Below are 17,704 nucleotides of genomic sequence, written 5' to 3'. Positions count from 1 at the left end.
TATACTTCCGCCCCATGCACGCCCACGTCCTCCCGCCCCATCTCACCCCGGAAATGCGGCGCTACGCGGCGCTGGACCAGCGATTGCTGGCCGCTGTCCGTGCCATCCGCATCCTGCCGACCGTGTCCTGGCCGGCGTCGGTCGAAGAGCGCCTGATCGAAGAATTCGGGGCCGGGCGGCTTTCGCTGCCGGATATCCGTTACCGGCCACCCGACCTGGGCGGCACCCGGGCCGAGCTGGAAGCCATCGAGCGGGAGGTCTGTGAAGACCATCCGATCGCCGAGTATCTGCGCCGTACGGCCGAATCCTGGCGTGTGGCCACCGAGATGCTCGATGCCGCGGGCACCGACGGTGTCACCGTCGCCTCGGTAGCGCTTTACGGCAAGCCGGGCGACGCCATCCCCGGAAGCAATCGCAGCAACCTCGATGCCGCCCGCTATTTCGTCGACCTCGCGGACGAATTGGGCGCCGATCTGGAAACCGAGGACGCCACGGGCACGATTCCGGCCGAAGAGCTGCGTCGCGATATGTCCGAGATGCTCGATGCCTTCTTCTCGCCGGGCACGATATCGGTCGAAGTCGATCCCGAGCTCACCGCCAAGGCGGCGGCCGGCGCGACCCGCATCCGCCTGCGCGGTGGCATTCACTTTACCGAATACGACCGGCACCAGTTGCTCGCGCATGAGGCATTCGTCCATTCGCTCACGGCGCTCAACGGTCGTGAACAGCCCGTGCTCGCCTCGCTGGCACGTACATCGCCGCGCGTCACGGCCACGCAGGAAGGCCTGGCCGTATTCGCCGAGCTGATGTCGGGCGCGATCGACATTTCGCGGCTGAAGCGCATCAGCCTGCGCATCCTCGCGATCGACATGGCGCTGAACGGTGCGGACTTCGTCGACGTGTTCCGCTATTTCCGCGAATGCGGGCAGAACGTCGGCGACAGCTTCCATTCCGCCCAACGCGTGTTTCGCGGTGTACCGCTGACCGGCGGCTCGGCCTTCGCCAAGGACAACGTTTACCTTTCCGGCCTGCTGGCGGTGCATACGTTCTTCCGCTGGGCGCTACGCCAGCGCCGTCTCGACCTGTTGCGCAACCTGTTTGCCGGCAAGCTCGCCCTGCACGACGTGATGAGCCTCGAGGCTCATTTCGCCAGCGGCGATATCGTCGCGCCGCGCTATCTCCCACCGTGGATGCAGCACGTCCATGGCCTGGCCGGGAAGCTGGCCTTCTCTCTCTTCGTCAACCATATCCACATGGCGGGCGTAGAGGCCGAGGAAATCTCCCTCGGCCTGTAGCCCGTAGGGGTTACGGGTCGGGCACGATGGTGAAATCGCCTGGCGACACCGCGAAGAAGGGGCGCCAGTCGCAGCGCAGGCGCATGCGTGCATGGTCGGTCGGTGTCGCGAGGGTGGGTAGCATCACCTCGGCTTCGCCGCTGTTGCGCACGTCGGTCGCCAGGGGAGTGGCGAGCCACGTGTTGCCGCCATCGATGGAAAGATCGATCTCCAGGAAGTGACAGGAGATCGGTTTTTCGGTGGTGCCGGCGACGTCCCAGCGCACGTGCAACGCATGCCCACCGACGCCTCGCACGGCCGCGTCCGGCGATAGCACGGCGAAGGGGCGCCCGTTGTCGACGACGCGCAGCCGGGTATCGGCGCTGGCGACGGTCGCGTGCTCGCCGCCGTTGTCCCTCACGGTGAGGCGGAAGTCGAGCAGGCGCGAGGTGGTCGGCAGGGTTTCGCCGGGCTCGGCGGTTTCATGGCCAAGCACGGCGGCCATCCTTGGAAAGCTGCGGCTGCCCGATAGTGTCGGTGCGAACGAACGGAACAGGGGGCCGTAGCCTTTATCGGTCAGTGCGCCCCGTTGCTCGTCGCCGACATCCATCTGCTCCCAGGTATAGGTCAGGTGACGCCCACCCGCCTCCTGCTCCGCCGAGCCTTCGAGCACGAAGGGTGTGCGCGCCGGGATGACCTTTTCCTCAGCGAACGGCTCAGGGTCGAACCATGGCGCGGATACCGGATTGATGCGCTTGCTGGCGCAACGCCCACCGCGTGAACCCAGCCAGGCCTGCATCTGCTCGATGTTCGTGGCGTGAAAGTACAGGTCAGAGCGCGCCTGCAACGCTTGCGCGTCGCCGCCACAACCGGAGGGTGCATAGCCCATGGCTGTGCTGCCACTACCGGGTTCCACGGCACGATCAGGCAGGGTCGGACGACTACATCCGTTGGCTGTGGGCCATGCGCCGAGCTGGCGCCCGAGAACGTGAATCATGAAGCCAATCGCGTAGGGCTCGCTCTCGGGATGCGCATGGCCACTCCATGCCGCGGCCTTGTGCGTGGCAAAAAAGTCGGCGCGCCGATCGTCACTGCACGAGGTGCCGATATGACTCTCGCCACCGAACAGCGTCGTCACGGCGTGGCCGATGTCGTAGTTGCGCTTGCCGATCTCGCGGTCGATCAGCTGTACGGTGGCGGGGCCTGGGTCCATGCGACGGTAGGGATCGCGTCTCGGGTCGGCGCGGATGATCCTGTCGTTGTCGTCGACCAGGGTGAAATGCACGCCGACATCGGTTTCGAAGACTTCATTCGCGCGGTTCACCGCGTGGACGATCTCGCCGAGCGCGCCTTCCACCGTGCCGCCGAATTTTGCGGCGTAACGGCTGTCGGCGGCGACTGCAAGGCGGAAGTCGTAGCGAATGCCGCCACCCCCTCGTGCCATGGTCATCCTTGCGGGAAGCCCCTGCGCGTGAGCGGTGGCCAACGCGTCCGCCGGGGCAGCCGACGCGTCGCCTGGCGCTACGTTCGATGTCGACGCCACCTCACCCGGTCGAAGCATCCACTCGGCATTCCCGTCGCGAACGCTGGCTCGCATGCCTGACTTCGACAGGTCCAGCCGCACGGTTCGCCCTTGCGCGTCGCTGCCGCGAAAGCTGCGCATGCCGGGGAACTTCTTCGCGAGGACGGGTGGGAGGGTGCCCGAGTCGCGCACGCGGAAGCGCGACGATGTGGTGGCGCCCGTCGGGAGGGTCACCTCGACGCTACGACCCGACTCCTGAGGCAGTCGTAGCAAGCTCCGGCGCAGCGCCGGCTCGTCGGCAACGACATTCGCCTGTGACACGAGGGGGAAAAGGCCGCCGACCAGGGCGGTAACGATGGCGAAACGCGACATGACGATCCTCGACGAGCAAGAAGGACCGTCGACGGTAGGCGCGCCAGCGTCGGTAATCTGCCGGATTCCGCATGGCTGACATGTAGCGTTTTCATATCACAGGATGTCGCAATGCAACACAGCCCGGGTCGGGCGAATCGCCATGGCGGTGCTAACATCGACGCTTCACGGCGCGGCTTCGGGTCCGCCGTTCGTCCCCTTTCATCTAGCTCCCCACAGGACTCCATGGCCATCTCCGAGGAACTGCGGCAAGCCGCGCTCGAGTACCACCGCCTTCCCCGTCCGGGCAAGATCAAGGTCACGCCGACCACGTCGCTGCTGACCCAGCGCGATCTTTCCCTGGCCTATTCGCCGGGCGTCGCCGCGGCGTGCGATGCGATCGTCGCCGATCCTCGCGAGGCCGCTGAACTCACCGCGCGCTCCAACCTGGTCGCGGTGATCACCAACGGCACGGCCGTGCTCGGCCTGGGTAACATCGGCGCGCTGGCGAGCAAGCCGGTGATGGAAGGCAAGGGCGTACTGTTCCAGAAGTTCGCCGGTATCGATGTGTTCGACATCGAGATCAACGAGAACGATCCGGACAAGCTGGTCGACATCATCGCCAGCCTCGAGCCGACCTTCGGTGGCATCAACCTCGAAGACATCAAGGCGCCGGAGTGCTTCATCGTCGAGCGCAAGCTGCGCGAACGCATGAAGATCCCCGTGTTCCATGACGACCAGCATGGCACGGCGATCATCGTCGGTGCCGCGGTCATCAACGCGTTGCTGGTCACCGGCAAGAAGATCGAAGACGTGAAGCTCGCCACCACGGGCATGGGCGCCGCAGGCATCTCCTGCGTCGACATGCTGGTGACGCTGGGCATGAAGCGCGAAAACATCCTCGCCTTCGATCGCGACGGTGTCCTGCACACCGGCCGCACCGACCTGGACCCGGACAAGCAGCGCTACGCGCGCGATACGGACAAGCGCACGCTGGCCGAGATCGTCGTCGGCGCGGATATCTTCCTGGGCCTTTCGGCCGGTGGCATCCTCAAGCCGGAAATGGTCGCGACCATGGCCGAGCGCCCGATCATCTTCGCGCTGGCCAACCCGAATCCCGAGATCCTCCCGGAAGACGCCAAAGCCGTGCGGCCGGATTGCATCATGGCCACCGGTCGTTCGGATTACCCGAACCAGGTCAACAACGCCCTGTGTTTCCCCTATCTGTTCCGCGGTGCGCTCGACGTGGGCGCGTCGGTCATCAATGAGCAGATGAAAGTCGCCTGCGTGAATGCCATCGCCGAGCTGGCGCGACGCGAAGCGTCCGACGTCAGTGCCCGCGCCTATGGCGGCAAGCCGCCGAGCTTCGGTCCCGAGTACCTCATTCCGCAGCCGTTCGATCCGCGCCTGCTCATCCAGCTGCCGCCGGCGATCGCCAAAGCCGCGATGGATTCCGGTGTGGCGGAGCGTCCCATCCAGGACTTCCCGGCCTACATCGACCAGCTCACCAGTTTCGTGTTCCGCACGGGCCTGCTGATGAAACCGGTGTTCGACCGCGCCAAGGCCGATCCCAAGCGCGTGGTCTACGCCGAAGGCGAAGAAGAAACCACGCTGCGCGCGGTGCAGACGGTGGTCGACGAGGGCCTGGCCCGACCGATCCTGGTCGGTCGCCCCGACGTGATCGAGCGCCGTATCGCACGCGCCGGCCTGCGCCTGAAGCCGGGCGTGGACTTCGAGATGTGCAACATCCATTCGGATCCGCGCTTCGAGGATTACTGGCGCCTCTACCACTCGATCATGGAGCGCCGTGGCGTCACGCCGGCCTCCGCCAAGGCCGTGGTCCGCTCGCGGCCGACCGTCATTGCCGCGCTGATGGTGGAGCGGGGCGAGGCCGACGCGATGATCTGCGGGCTGGTCGGCACGTATCACAGCAAGCTCGACTACATCACCGACATCATTGGCCTGGACGAGGGCATTGCCGAGGCGTCCGCCATGGCGGCGGTATCGACGGAGAAGGGCACCTTCTTCTTCCTCGACACCTACGTGCAGGACGACCCGACGGCCGAGCAGATCGCCGAAGCCACCCTGCAGGCATCGCTCCGCCTGAAGCTGTTCGGCATCCAGCCGAAGATCGCGCTGCTGTCCAACTCCAATTTCGGCGGCCGCGAGACCCGCAGTTCGAAGAAGATGCGCGAGGCGCTGCGCCTGATCCGCGAGAAAGCGCCGCGCCTCGAGGTCGAGGGCGAAATGCAGGCCGACGTGGCGCTCACTCCGGAATTGCGCGAGAAGATCTTCCCGAACTCGCGCCTGGAAGGTAAGGCCAACGTCTTCGTCTTCCCGAACCTGGACGCTGCCAACACGGCCTACAACATGATCCGCGTGCTCTGCGACGGCGTGGTCATCGGCCCGATCCTGATGGGCGTGGCCAAGCCGGCCCACATCCTGACCCCTCAGGCCACGGTGCGCCGGGTGGTCAATATGACCTCGGTGGCCTGCGTTGAGGCGCAGATTCGGGCGGGGAAGCCGCGTACCGTTGTAAACGACTGATTGAGCGGCGCTTTGCGCCGCTTCGCCGATGAATCGGCTCCCACACAAACCCCCATACCGCCGCGTATGTGAAAACTTCGCGGTATCATGGAAAGGTTTTCCCGCCACCCCAGCGGGCTCTACATACCTCATGAAGCGCGCGCCACGCGCGAGCGGAGCATCCATGGACCAGATCGACGATATCCTGAACCAGGACCTCGACCCCACCGAAACCCGTGAATGGGTCGAGTCGCTCAACGCCGTCATCAATCACGACGGCACCGAGCGCGCGCACTTCCTGCTGGAGCGCATGGTCGACTCCACCCGTCGTTCGGGCGGCTACCTGCCGTTCGACCCGACCACCGAGTACGTGAACACCATCCCGCCGCACATGGAAGCGCGCAGCCCCGGGAATGCCGCCATCGAATGGCGCATTCGCTCGCTGATCCGCTGGAATGCGCTGGCGACCGTCGTGCGCGCCAATCGCAAGCCGGGCGACCTCGGTGGCCACATCTCCAGCTTCGCCTCCTCGGCGACCCTGTACGACGTCGGCTTCAACCATTTCTGGCGCGCTCCGAGCGAAGACCATCCGGGCGATCTCGTGTTCCACCAGGGTCATTCGGCGCCGGGCGTGTACGCACGTTCGTTCCTCGAAGGCCGCATCAGCGAAGAACAGCTCGACCTCTTCCGCATGGAAGTGGAAGGCAAGGGCAAGGGTCTCTCCTCGTATCCGCATCCGTACCTGATGCCGGACTACTGGCAGGTGCCGACCGTGTCCATGGGCCTCGGCCCCATCCAGGCGATCTACCAGGCGCAGTTCTGGAAGTACCTCGAGCACCGTGGCCTCATTCCGAAGTCCGATCGCAAGATCTGGTGCTTCATGGGTGACGGCGAGTCGGACGAGCCGGAGTCGCTGGGCGCGATCTCGCTGGCCGGCCGTGAAGGTCTCGACAACCTCATCTTCGTCATCAACTGCAACCTGCAGCGCCTCGACGGCCCGGTACGTGGCAACGGCAAGATCATCCAGGAACTGGAAGGTGTGTTCCGTGGTGCCGGCTGGAACGCGATCAAGGTTGCGTGGGGCAGCTACTGGGATCCGCTCCTCGCCCGCGACACCACGGGCAAGCTGCGCCAGCTGATGATGGAAACCGTCGACGGTGAGTACCAGGCCTGCAAGGCCTTCGGCGGCGCGTATACGCGCGAGCATTTCTTCGGCAAGTACCCGGAAACCGCGGCGCTGGTCGCCAACATGTCCGACGACGACATCTGGCGCCTCAACCGTGGCGGTCACGATCCGCACAAGGTCTACGCGGCCTACCACGCGGCCGTGAACACCAAGGGCATGCCGACCGTGGTCCTTGCCAAGACGGTGAAGGGTTACGGCATGGGCGCCGCCGGTGAGTCGCAGAACCCGGCGCACAACCAGAAGAAGATGGACACGGATTCGATCCGCGCCTTCCGCGACCGCTTCAACATTCCCATTCCCGACGACAAGCTCGACGAAGTACCGTACTACCATCCGGGCAAGGACTCCGAGGAAGTGCAGTACATGCTCGAGCGCCGTCGTGTGCTCGGCGGTTCGCTGCCGCAGCGTCGCCGTAAGTCGGACAAGTCGTTCACCGCGCCCACGCTCGAAGCTTTCGAGCAGATCACCAAGGGCACCGGCGAGCGCGAGATCTCGACCACGATGGCTCTCGTCCGTGGCATGAACCTCATGCTGCGTGACAAGGAACTCGGCCCGCGCCTGGTCCCGATCGTCGCCGACGAAGCCCGTACCTTCGGCATGGAAGGCATGTTCCGCCAGATCGGCATCTACGCGCCGTTCGGTCAGAAGTACCGTCCGCAGGACGCCGACCAGCTGCTGTACTACCGCGAAGACCAGAAGGGCCAGGTCCTCCAGGAAGGCATCAGCGAAGCCGGCGGCATGAGCGCATGGCTGGCGGCGGCGACGAGCTACAGCATCAGCAACGTGGCGATGCTGCCGTTCTTCATCTACTACTCGATGTTCGGTTTCCAGCGCATCGGCGACCTTTGCTGGGCGGCGGGCGACATGCGCGCGCGCGGCTTCCTCATCGGTGGCACCTCGGGCCGCACCACGCTCAACGGCGAAGGCCTGCAGCACGAAGACGGCCATTCGCACCTTCTTTCCGGCGCGATCCCGAACGTCATCTCCTACGACCCGACCTTCTCCTACGAGCTGGCGGTGATCCTGCAGGACGGTACGCGCCGGATGATGCAGGAGCAGGAAGACGTCTACTACTACATCACCGTGATGAACGAGAACTATGCCCACCCCGACCTGCCGAAGGGTAGCGAGGAAGGTATCGTCAAGGGCATGTACCTGTTCAAGGACGGTGGCAAGGCGAAGAAGAACGAGCCGCGCGTGCAGCTGCTCGGTTCGGGCACGATCCTGCGCGAAGTCATCGCCGCGGCCGAGTTGCTGGAGAAGGACTTCGGTGTCACCTCGGACATCTGGTCGGTGCCGAGCTTCTCGGAAGTCCGTCGCGAAGGCTTCGATGCCGAGCGCTGGAACCGCCTGCATCCGGAAGCCACGCAGCGCGTGCCGTACATCACCGGCCTGCTCGGTGAGCGTCAGGGCCCGGCCATCGCCGCGACCGACTACGTTCGCGAGTTTGCCGACCAGGTCCGTGCGTTCATGCCGGACGGCATGCGTTACACGGTGCTGGGTACGGACGGCTTCGGTCGCAGCGACACGCGTGCGAACCTGCGCAGCCACTTCGAGGTCGACCGCTACTGGATCGCCCACGCGGCCCTGGCCGCGCTCGCGAAGGACGGCAAGGTCAACGCGAAGGACGTGAGCCGCGCCATCAAGGAATACAAGCTGGACGTCGACAAGCCGAACCCGCTTTACGCCTGATAGCAAGCAAACGAGAGGGGCCGGAGCAATCCGGCCCCTTTTTTCTTGGTCTCGTGTGGGAGCCAATTCATCGGCGATGGTGGGAGCCGATTCATCGGCGATGGTGGGAGCCGATTCATCGGCGATCCCGCGCCAGCGGGCCAGACCAAGGCAAGCACCCCATCGCCGATAAATCGGCTCCCACCCGTCACATCGTGTCCATGGCTTTGCCACCGTGAAGCTGGTATTTCTTTCATGGCATACGACTTGGGATTCCTGCCATGCGCTACGTTCTTCTCGCCACCGCCGTCCTCGCGCTCACCGCCTGCGCCACCACGCCTTCCGACCACGGCTCGCGGTCTCGCCTGCTGTACATCGCCGGCAGCAAGGTGCCGTGCACGAACGGCGTCATGAAGACCGAATGCCTGCAGTACCGCGAAACACCGACGCAGGCCTGGCAGATCAACTATGCGCCGATCGAAGGGCTGGACTGGAAGGCGGGCAATGAGTACCTGGTGAAGATCACCGAGGTGCATGCGAAAGATGTGCCGGCGGATGCATCGCCGGTGACCTGGCATGTCGACAAGATCGTCGAGCAGCATCCGGTGCAGTGAGGCTGGGCAGCAACAGATGGGGTATCGCTTTCTGTAGGAGCCGCTTCAGCGGCGATGCTCTTCCAGCGACCCACTCGCCTGGTCGTGCCGCCTTTTAAACGACGCCTACAGACAACCGTAAGTTGATTTGATACGGTCACACCGTTGCCTGCGTTGTCGATTCGAAAGCACGTCGCAGGCAACCATCGCTTGATGCGGTGAGAAGCGCGGCCCGAGGGTGCTTGAACACCCCCGGACCGCTGATCAAACCAACTGTTCTGGAGCTGATTTGACTACGTCACATCATACGGCACTCGCTCGCCCGCCGAATCCCCTCGGCGACACACCCACCGGTTACCGGGACGTCTGCTTACGTCGCAGACACGGTTGAAGAACCGCGGCGGCAGTCGCTTTCATGAGTTTTTTCTTGGCCGTCCCACCCGGCGCGTAGCCGTGTGCTTCAACGACCAGGCCTGACGCCGCAACCCACTTCATCAATCAAGCCACCCGGCGCCCGGTCACGGGCCGCCGATGAAACCGCGAGTCCGTGTTTTAACCGCGGCACGTTGCGCTATGCGTGACGTGCCGCACCTGGGCTCGCGTGTGGCTTCGCAGAGGAAGCACACCATGAACGCATCCACCTCAGGCTGTCCGAACTGTCGGGCCGATGCCTACGTCAATCCTCACGATCTCCTGAACGAGGCCACCGAGTGGCTGCAATACGCGCGAGGTCTCACGCAGTTGCTCGCGGAACTCGTCCATGAATCGGACGCCGTCGACTGCCAGCGCATGGCGCTCGGCCTCGAAGCCATCGGTGCGCTGACGCGAAAGGGCCTGCAATGCACGGCGGATGCGCATGCGCGGATGTCGTGGGAGCGAGCGGCTCTGCGTGAGAACGGAAGGCGGTGCGAATAGAAGAAATCGGAAAAGTGCGCCCAATACGTCCAAGGCTCTCTTATTCGTTTGTCACTTAAAGCATGCTTGTAAATCAACGTTACAGTGGCGGAACGGAAACGCATGAGCGGCAAGATCAAGGCAATTATCCTGCTGGTCCTCGGACTGTTCGGTCTGGTGGGTGGCGAGTATCTGGCGGGCTTTCTGACGCTTTGGATACTGGGTCTCAAGCAAGTGCCGCTGGAGGCGGCGACGTACTGGCAGTACTTCCGTGCGCTGGATCTGCCGCAGGTCGCGCCGTACGTCATGAAGATACAACTGTGCGGCGCCTTCGGTTTCGGTGCGCCGTTGCTGGCGTGGTTATGTCTCCTGATTCCGGCGCTACGGGCCAGGCCCGAGTCCACGCACGGCGAAGCACGCTTCGCGACGCTGTCCGACCTGAAGAAGGCCGGCCTGCTCAAGCAGACATCGCAAAGCATCCTCATGGGCAAGTACAAGGGGCGCTACTTGTGGCTCGGCGGTGCGCAGCACGTCATCACCATCAGCCCGACCCGTTCGGGCAAGACCACCAGCGTCGCCATCCCGGTGCTGCTGTCCTACGAAGAGTCGATGGTGGTGCTCGACCTCAAGGGCGAGCTGCACAAGGCGACGAGTGGCTGGCGCGAGGCGCTAGGCCACGACATCCGGGTTTGGGCACCGTACGACGAGAACGGCAACACGCACCGGTTCAATCCGATGACAACGCTGGCCGGCATGAAGCCAGATAAGCGTATCGGCGAGATCCAGACCATCTCGGCCATCCTGTATCCCGACCAGCCGGGTGGGGATCCCTTCTGGACGTCGCAGAGCCGTGCCGCATTTACTGCCTTCGCCTCTTTCCTGTTCGAACGATGGGACCAGAAGGTGGCGTGCTGCATCGCGAGCGCGCAGGACATTCCGGACATCAACGCGTCTCCGGACTTCCCGAGCTTCGAACGCGTACTTCGCTTCTCCAGCGGGGAAGACATGGACGGAACGAAGGAGTTGCTCGACGCTCTCCTCAAAGACTCGACGTACGCCTTCATCACCCCGCAGACCCGAACGGTGTTCGGCAACCTTGCAGGCCTGGCCGAGCAGACGTTCTCGTCGGTCATCGCCTCCATGCAGGCGCCGTTGCAGCAGTTCCTCAGTCCGATCCTGGCGGCGGCCACCAACGCTAGCGACATCGACGTCACCAGCCTCCGCAAAAAACTGACCACGCTCTACGTCATCATCCCAACGAACAAGTTGGACGAGAGCGCCAAGTTACTGAACATCTTCTTCAGTACGGTGATCGGCAACAACCTCGGCAAGCAGCTCGGCGAAGAGCCCGACCTGAAGTACCAGATGCTGATGCTCATGGACGAGTTCACCGCCATGGGCCGGGTGGATGTCTGGGCCAAGCGCATCTCCATCTCCGCCAGTTACGGCGTGCGCGACCTATGCATCGTGCAGAGCCGTGCCCAGCTGCGTGCCGCCTACGGCGACCACGATGCCGAGAACTTCATCACCAACCACGGTGCGCAGATCGTCTTCGCGCCGCGTGAGCAGAGCGATGCCAACCAGTACAGCGAGATGCTCGGCTTCAAGACGGTGCGCAAGGAACATAGGAACACCAGTCGAGGCAACGGCTCTCACCAGGTGTCGACCAGCCACAGCGAAGAGCGCCGCGCCTTGCTGTTGCCGCAGGAGATCAAAGAGTTACCGGCTGACGAAGAGTTGATCTTCTACGAAGGCTGCAAACCGATTCGCGCCAGGAAGAACTGGTTCTTCAAGGACAAGATGTTCAAGGAGCGCGCGGGTGTTCCGCCCGTGGCCGTTCGACGTAAAACGCAGGCGCAGGCGCAGGCGCAACCGCAACCGCAACCGCAGTCGATGGCTCTGACGACATCGGGCGGGCCGAAGTCGACGGATCCGTTCACTGAGTCGCCGAAACGAGCTCGCGCCGCATGATCGGACCGACACGAGCGACCGTGGTAACTGACGGGTTCGATAAGGACGAAGGCGTACGGCCTTCGTCGCTACAGCCCGTATATCGGCTAACCGTCCCCGATCGTCACTACGACCTCCAGCTATTGCGCGATCTCGAGATAGCCAACGCGCGGACGCGTCGTGAACTCGGTCCGTTGCCGTCTGGTGGGCTCCCGGTGGCGATCAAACGGAGGCCCGAACTACCAAGCGCGCCATCGAATGCCGAAACGCAAGCTGACGATTCAAGGAAGGAGGAAACAATGGATTTGAAATATCTGGCCATGGCGGCTGCCATGACGGTGACAAGCGGCTGTCATTCGGGAATCAAGTCCTGGCACATGAAGTCGAAGGTCGAAAACGGGGTGCTGAAAATCCCGTTCTATGACCACAGTTTCGGCGCCAGGTGCTTCGACACGCTGAGGTGTCGCGTGCTCTACGACAACGCGTACATTGTGAATAGCGGATCGCCGAGTGGGCCATTTACTCAGCGCGATCGAGACAACCTCAACGCGGGTTGGGGGAACCTCGAGTTCCCTTCTGTCGTTCGTGTTTCCTGGACATCGAAGGACGGTACTAACCACGACGAGAAGATCAATCTTGGCGAGATCTTCCGCTCTGGGATGGTTCGCTATCCAGCCGACCTCGATGTTAATGACGTAAAGACCAGCGTGCCTCCGAGCGCACCGAACATCATTCTCGTAGTCGAGGATCGTGCGATACGCGTCTACATGAGGGCCTGGATCCCGTTACTTCGGCCGCGATTCCCCGGCAGAGAGCACTCAGACTTTAGACACGATCCCGTCATAGCGTATTCGCAGACGTTCTAACCGGAGTACATGGACGTGGTAGAGAAACACAAGCGTGACAGCAAGGGCCGCCTGCGCGACGACGTGCGAACAGATCCGGTGACGGCGGCCGATCGGAAGGCCTATACCAAGGCGGCCCATGAAGTTGGCGACCTGTCTGTCCCGCGCATGTTCAATTCGTCGGATCCGCACTCTCGATTCTACATCGCGAACTTCGACGGCACGGGGAACGACCTATGGAAGGACCCCGAGCACGCGACGAATGTCGGCAAGCTTCATCTTCAGCTTGTCGAAGCAGGTGATAGCGAGTCTCGGATTCATTCGAATTACATCAAGGGAGCAGGAACCCAAGACGGTGTGATTGCCAGGACAATCGACAGCGGAACCGGTGGGTCTTACGACGAGCGTATTGAGTGGATGTACTTTGAGTTCATCACGCAAGCGAAGAAGTGGCTCGACGCTGACCCCGATGCCGACATCCGAATCCTGGCTACGGGCTTCAGCCGCGGAGCGGAGCAAGCTGCTGGATTTCTTCGCTTGGTCCACGAGCGGGGAATTCAGAATCCGTTGGGGCGAGAAGTGATCCACCATGCGTTCGGTCCCGACACTTACGAATGGCACCTTCCACCCCTGAGGGAGCCAGGAAAGACTCTGATGAGTGAGGCCCTCTTCGACCCTGTCGGAACAGGCGCGCCTAACAACCATGATCGACAGCCCACGAGCGCGATGACGTCAGGGATACAGATCACGGCCGAAGACGAACGTCGTAATGCGTTTCCGTCCACTCAGATCATCCCGCCCGGGCGTTCGGCCGACGGTCGGTTCGTCGGCATGACCTTGCCCGGCGCTCATTCAGATATCGGTGGAAGCTATCACCAGAATGGCCTTTCGATCCTTACCTTTAACATCTTTGCCGACTACATTAATGCGCTCGCCGGTAAGACAGTCGCTCACAGGTTAATGGTGCCGACCGATCCGGACATGTTTGTGATCCATCACTCCGAGGATCACCTCCGTATCTACAGCACGTCGGAATTCCGGCACGACGGTTACCGCGACATCATGGGCTCCCAGGCCTCGCCGCCGCACTGCAACGACAAACGCAAATTAATTCTCTGTGCGCCGCCCGATCGGTTCGATCCACGCCTGGAGGATCAGGTGGGTCCACGCTATCCCGTGGGGATCCATGGTCCCGATGCCATCCGTGAACTCAGCGACCCGATGCATCCAGATCACGACATGTATCGCTCCGCCAGCGTGCAGCTTGCGGAGTTGCACGCTCGCGCAGGCATTGACCTCAACCGGGGTCAGGTCGATCAGCTGACCGCGGGCCTCGTTATCGAGGCCAAGCGCGGCGACATGACGGCCATCGAGGATGTCCGATTCGGTAAGGACTTCAGTCCGGAGCGACCGACGCTCCAGGCGTTTGAGGTGTTCGGTGACGAGATCGCCAATCCTCGATCCAGGACGGCGAGCATCGATGCGCTGAAAGCTCTCGATGTTCCGCCAGGGGTTTCAAACCAGCAGTTGCACATGCTCAACCTCGAGAGGGAGGCGGTTGCCGGTCGAGAGCAGGAAATGCCCCTTTCGAGAGACAACCCGTTCGCGCTAGAGCCTTCGGCTTCCGCGCTGTCACAGCCGGTGCCCGTCGTAAGCCCCTCGCAGGACGCTGCCCTCGGACAGGCTGACGAGAACGCCATCCGCACGCTCCAAAAGAACCTCAATACACTCGGTATCCGCGACATGGCAGGCGAGCCGCTGAACACCCACGGCGCCTACGATGTGGCGACACAGACGGCTGTGGCAAGGTTCCAATCGAGTCATGCATTGCCGGTGACGGGGCAGGCCGACGACGCGACCCGCAACAGGATTGAGGGGCAAGCTTTTATTGCAGAGTTGCAGCAGCCGGGTCAGGTCAGAATGCCTACCGAGGCTCGCGTATCGCAGATCTCGACGCCTTCGCCCGCCACGGCCGCGTACGAATCGCCTATTCAAGCCCCCATGGCGCGGGCACCCGCGCCACCGATGCTGGCGCAGCAGTCCCGCAGCGACCCTCGCAATCCGGACAGCACAGATCACGCCCTTTACAGCAAGCTGCAGAATTGTCTCCCGGAAGCAACGGAAGAGCGCTTGATGCAGTTCACCGCCGCGTGCCACCGGCACCGGATCAACGCTGGCAACCTCAGCGGTCTGCACACGGACTACGACAGCATGACGTTGACCATCAACTCGCATGGCCTGATGGCGACACCCGCTGTGGTCGACATGAGCACGCCCCCACCTGAGTCCGAGCAATCGATCAAGCAGATCCAGCAGTTCGACCAACAGATGGATCAGATCGCTCAGCAGAGTCAGGAGCGGAGTGCGCAGATGGGTCAGCAAGGGCCAGTGATGTGATTGCCGCAAACGTATCACCGTTGAATCGGCACCTACCGTCGGGGAAGATATCCATGATTCGCAAGATTGCGGCAGCATCTGTCGTATGCCCGGTGCTCGCATTGTTCGCGGTGGAGGTCCAATGTTCGGCCTTGCAGTCCACCAGGCCCGCGACCCTTGAAGCCCGGGGAGCTCTCGCGGAGCACGCGACCAAGGGCGGTCCCGAGAAATCGCTAGATACGGCTGTTGAGCTGGGCATCAAGCAGGCCTCCCTGTCGCCACGCGAACGGATGAACCGTGGGATATCGGCCTATATGAAGCTTCTCTCTGAGAATGGCGTTAAGAAATATGCGGCGACGAGCTTCCTGAGGTTCTACATGCTCAGGGCCCGTAGCGTTCCCGACGTTTGCCGAGCGGAGGGAGTCGACATGTCGGCGTACTCATATGCCTTCCAACTGAAGCACGCAGCGATGTTCCGTCGAGCGAGTGACTTTACGAATGGATATAGGCCACCGGCTGGTGGAATGATCTCATCCGAATACTTGGATCGTGCAGAGGGCGCCGCAGGCGCTCGGAGGATGCTGTCCAATATTGCGATCGGGCTTCAAGGTTCGGGGATTGTCGATGGTTGCGTGCACCTGGCCACCAACGAAGCCGATGCTTCCTCTGTTCAGTCATTTGCGACTGAGTTTCCTGAACTCGCGGCGGTGCTAACAATCAAGCGCGCAACGGACAATGGCTCGCCTAGATCGGAGAAGGTAGCTGCTGCGTCAAGCAGCGAAACACGCGTCCAGGCGGGCATCGATAGTGCGACGGATCCGGTAGAAGCTGACTTGAAGGTGCTCAACCACGACGGCGCCAAGAAGTACGCCGCAGCGCACTTTTTCGCCTTCTACATCGCGAGGACTCAGACGGAGCCGGCCGTGTGTCAAGCGGAAGGCGTCGACCTTACGGCGTACGTACGTGCATTTCGCTCTATGTACAAGGTGGAGTTCGCTCGATCGGTAGAGCTCACGGAGGGCTCCATCTTTGCACTTGAGCAAGTGAGTTCAGACTTGCTCGCCGTGCGGGAGCAAGGCGCCACCGTAGCTCGGCGATTTTTAGCTGATCTTGCGGCTTCGAATAACAAGACTACGGTAGCAGACGGGTGTGCCTACCTTGCAGCCCACATAGCTGGTGACGCCGCTATAGAGTCGTTTGCGGAGAAGTTCCCTGAACTCGAACCGATTCTCATGTCTGATTGAGGTGGCGTCCTACTTGGAAGGCACGTACATGCCCCTTCGAGTCGGCACGCGGCGGAGCTCGCTCACGGGGAGAAATTCGGCACCATGCGGCTATGTTCTTTACGGCAAAGAAAAAGGCCGGGATCACTCCCGGCCTTTGATATTCAGACGTGCCTGCTCAGTCGTCGCTACGCAACGCATGACGAATCAGAAGAAACGTTCCGATAGCCGCAGCGGCGATACCGATGGTCACGCCCGGGTTGCGACGCACCTGCTTACGCAGACGGCGATACTGATAGGTCGCCTCATCGGCGAGATCTTCCGCCAGGTAACGAACCTTCTGGCTGCTGCCGCTGTTGCGCTTGGCGAACTTGTTGGTGACGCGACGGGTGCGCTCGAGCAGGTCGTTGCCTGCGCCGGTCGCCTCATCCGCGTAGTGGCGAACGCGGCCGGATACGCCGTTGACGGCGCTTTCGACCTGCTGCGCGAACTCACGATTTCTGCTCATTGGATGGCTCCCTCTCAAGCGTTGCTGACGGGAACCGACTTTGCGGCCCGGGTCGTGAGGGTCGTGTAAACAGGCAAGTGCCGGATTGAACAGGGATTCAGGCTCGTCGTTATCACGCGAAGTCGTATCTGCCACCCTTGCTGAGCGCCGCCTGGTAGGCCGGGCGTGCGTGGATGCGCTCGAGGAAGGCGTGCAGCTTCGGCCGCGATGCGTCGAGCCCGCCCCGGCTGGCCGCGGCCTCCAAGGGGAAGCTCATCTGGATATCGGCCGCCGTGAACTCATTGCCGGCGAACCACTCCGACTTGCCGATTTCGCCCTCGAGGTAGTCCAGGTGCAGCTTCAGCTGGGGGTCGACGAAGGCCTTCTGAGCGCCTTTCGCGAGCATCCGGGCGACCGGCTTGGCAAAGAACGGTACCGGCGCCGTCTCCATGCGCACGAAGACCAGCTTCAATAGCAGGGGCGGCATCGCCGAACCTTCGGCGTAGTGCAGGAAATAGATGAAGCGCAGCCAGTCGGGACTACCGACGGGAGGCTTAAGGCGGCCCTGGCCATAGCGTTCAAGCAGGTACTCGACGATGGCCCCCGACTCGGCCAGCGTCACGTCGCCGTCCTGGAGGATGGGCGACTTGCCGAGCGGGTGAATGGCGCGCAGCTCCCTGGGTGCCAGCATGGTCTTGGGGTCTCGCTGGTAACGCACGATCTCATAGGGCAGACCAAGTTCCTCCAGCAGCCAGAGGACGCGCTGGGAGCGCGAGTTATTCAGGTGGTGGACGATGATCATGGCT

At 62.7% G+C, this 17,704-nt stretch carries 12 protein-coding genes; 9 read left to right on the top strand and 3 right to left on the bottom strand.

The annotated features are described in order from the left end of the window. Positions 1-14: 14 nt before the first annotated feature. A complete protein-coding gene (locus C8J98_RS02060; protein ID WP_063572881.1) occupies positions 15-1,295 on the top strand; it encodes a flavohemoglobin expression-modulating QEGLA motif protein in 1,281 nt (426 codons plus the stop codon). Positions 1,296-1,305: 10 nt separating this feature from the next. On the opposite strand, the gene C8J98_RS02055 is transcribed toward C8J98_RS02060, so the two are convergent. Then, positions 1,306-3,168, bottom strand: a complete 1,863-nt coding sequence (locus C8J98_RS02055; protein WP_107910435.1) for a reprolysin-like metallopeptidase — start codon at positions 3,166-3,168, stop codon at positions 1,306-1,308. A 225-nt stretch (positions 3,169-3,393) separates the two neighbouring features. Here C8J98_RS02055 and C8J98_RS02050 point away from each other — a divergent pair, with 225 nt between their 5' ends. From C8J98_RS02050 to C8J98_RS02015, 8 genes are all read left to right on the top strand, one after another. Continuing rightward, positions 3,394-5,694, top strand: coding sequence for an NADP-dependent malic enzyme (locus C8J98_RS02050; RefSeq protein ID WP_107910433.1), 2,301 nt, complete (start codon positions 3,394-3,396; stop codon positions 5,692-5,694). Positions 5,695-5,857: 163 nt separating this feature from the next. Next, positions 5,858-8,551, top strand: a complete 2,694-nt coding sequence (gene aceE / locus C8J98_RS02045) for a pyruvate dehydrogenase (acetyl-transferring), homodimeric type (RefSeq protein ID WP_107910431.1) — start codon at positions 5,858-5,860, stop codon at positions 8,549-8,551. A 260-nt stretch (positions 8,552-8,811) separates the two neighbouring features. Then, positions 8,812-9,144 carry a DUF4377 domain-containing protein gene (locus tag C8J98_RS02040; protein ID WP_107910424.1) on the top strand — a complete coding sequence of 111 codons (333 nt, stop codon included), beginning with the start codon at positions 8,812-8,814 and terminating at the stop codon, positions 9,142-9,144. Positions 9,145-9,750: 606 nt separating this feature from the next. Beyond that, positions 9,751-10,038, top strand: coding sequence for a hypothetical protein (locus C8J98_RS02035; protein ID WP_146171487.1), 288 nt, complete (start codon positions 9,751-9,753; stop codon positions 10,036-10,038). Positions 10,039-10,140: 102 nt separating this feature from the next. Then, positions 10,141-11,988 (top strand): type IV secretory system conjugative DNA transfer family protein, encoded by a 1,848-nt coding sequence (locus C8J98_RS02030; protein WP_107910420.1) that lies wholly within the window; start codon positions 10,141-10,143, stop codon positions 11,986-11,988. A gap of 278 nt (positions 11,989-12,266) precedes the next feature. Next, complete coding sequence (locus tag C8J98_RS02025; protein ID WP_107910418.1) at positions 12,267-12,833, top strand: hypothetical protein; 567 nt, start codon at positions 12,267-12,269, stop codon at positions 12,831-12,833. Between the two features lie 9 nt (positions 12,834-12,842). Next, positions 12,843-15,209 (top strand): DUF2235 domain-containing protein, encoded by a 2,367-nt coding sequence (locus tag C8J98_RS02020; RefSeq protein ID WP_107910416.1) that lies wholly within the window; start codon positions 12,843-12,845, stop codon positions 15,207-15,209. Between the two features lie 53 nt (positions 15,210-15,262). Further along, a complete protein-coding gene (locus tag C8J98_RS02015) occupies positions 15,263-16,432 on the top strand; it encodes a hypothetical protein (RefSeq protein WP_107910415.1) in 1,170 nt (389 codons plus the stop codon). A 157-nt stretch (positions 16,433-16,589) separates the two neighbouring features. Here the strand turns inward: C8J98_RS02015 and C8J98_RS02010 are convergent, their stop codons facing one another. Continuing rightward, positions 16,590-16,919: a hypothetical protein gene (locus C8J98_RS02010; protein ID WP_107910413.1), complete on the bottom strand. Its 330-nt coding sequence runs from the start codon at positions 16,917-16,919 to the stop codon at positions 16,590-16,592. Positions 16,920-17,031: 112 nt separating this feature from the next. After that, positions 17,032-17,700: a glutathione S-transferase gene (locus C8J98_RS02005; RefSeq protein WP_107910411.1), complete on the bottom strand. Its 669-nt coding sequence runs from the start codon at positions 17,698-17,700 to the stop codon at positions 17,032-17,034. Positions 17,701-17,704: the final 4 nt, after the last annotated feature.

The sequence above is a fragment of the Luteibacter sp. OK325 genome (genome assembly GCF_003050935.1).
GTDB lineage: Bacteria > Pseudomonadota > Gammaproteobacteria > Xanthomonadales > Rhodanobacteraceae > Luteibacter.
Note: the sequence above shows the minus strand (reverse complement) of the source record. Positions and strands in the feature narration are given on the sequence as shown.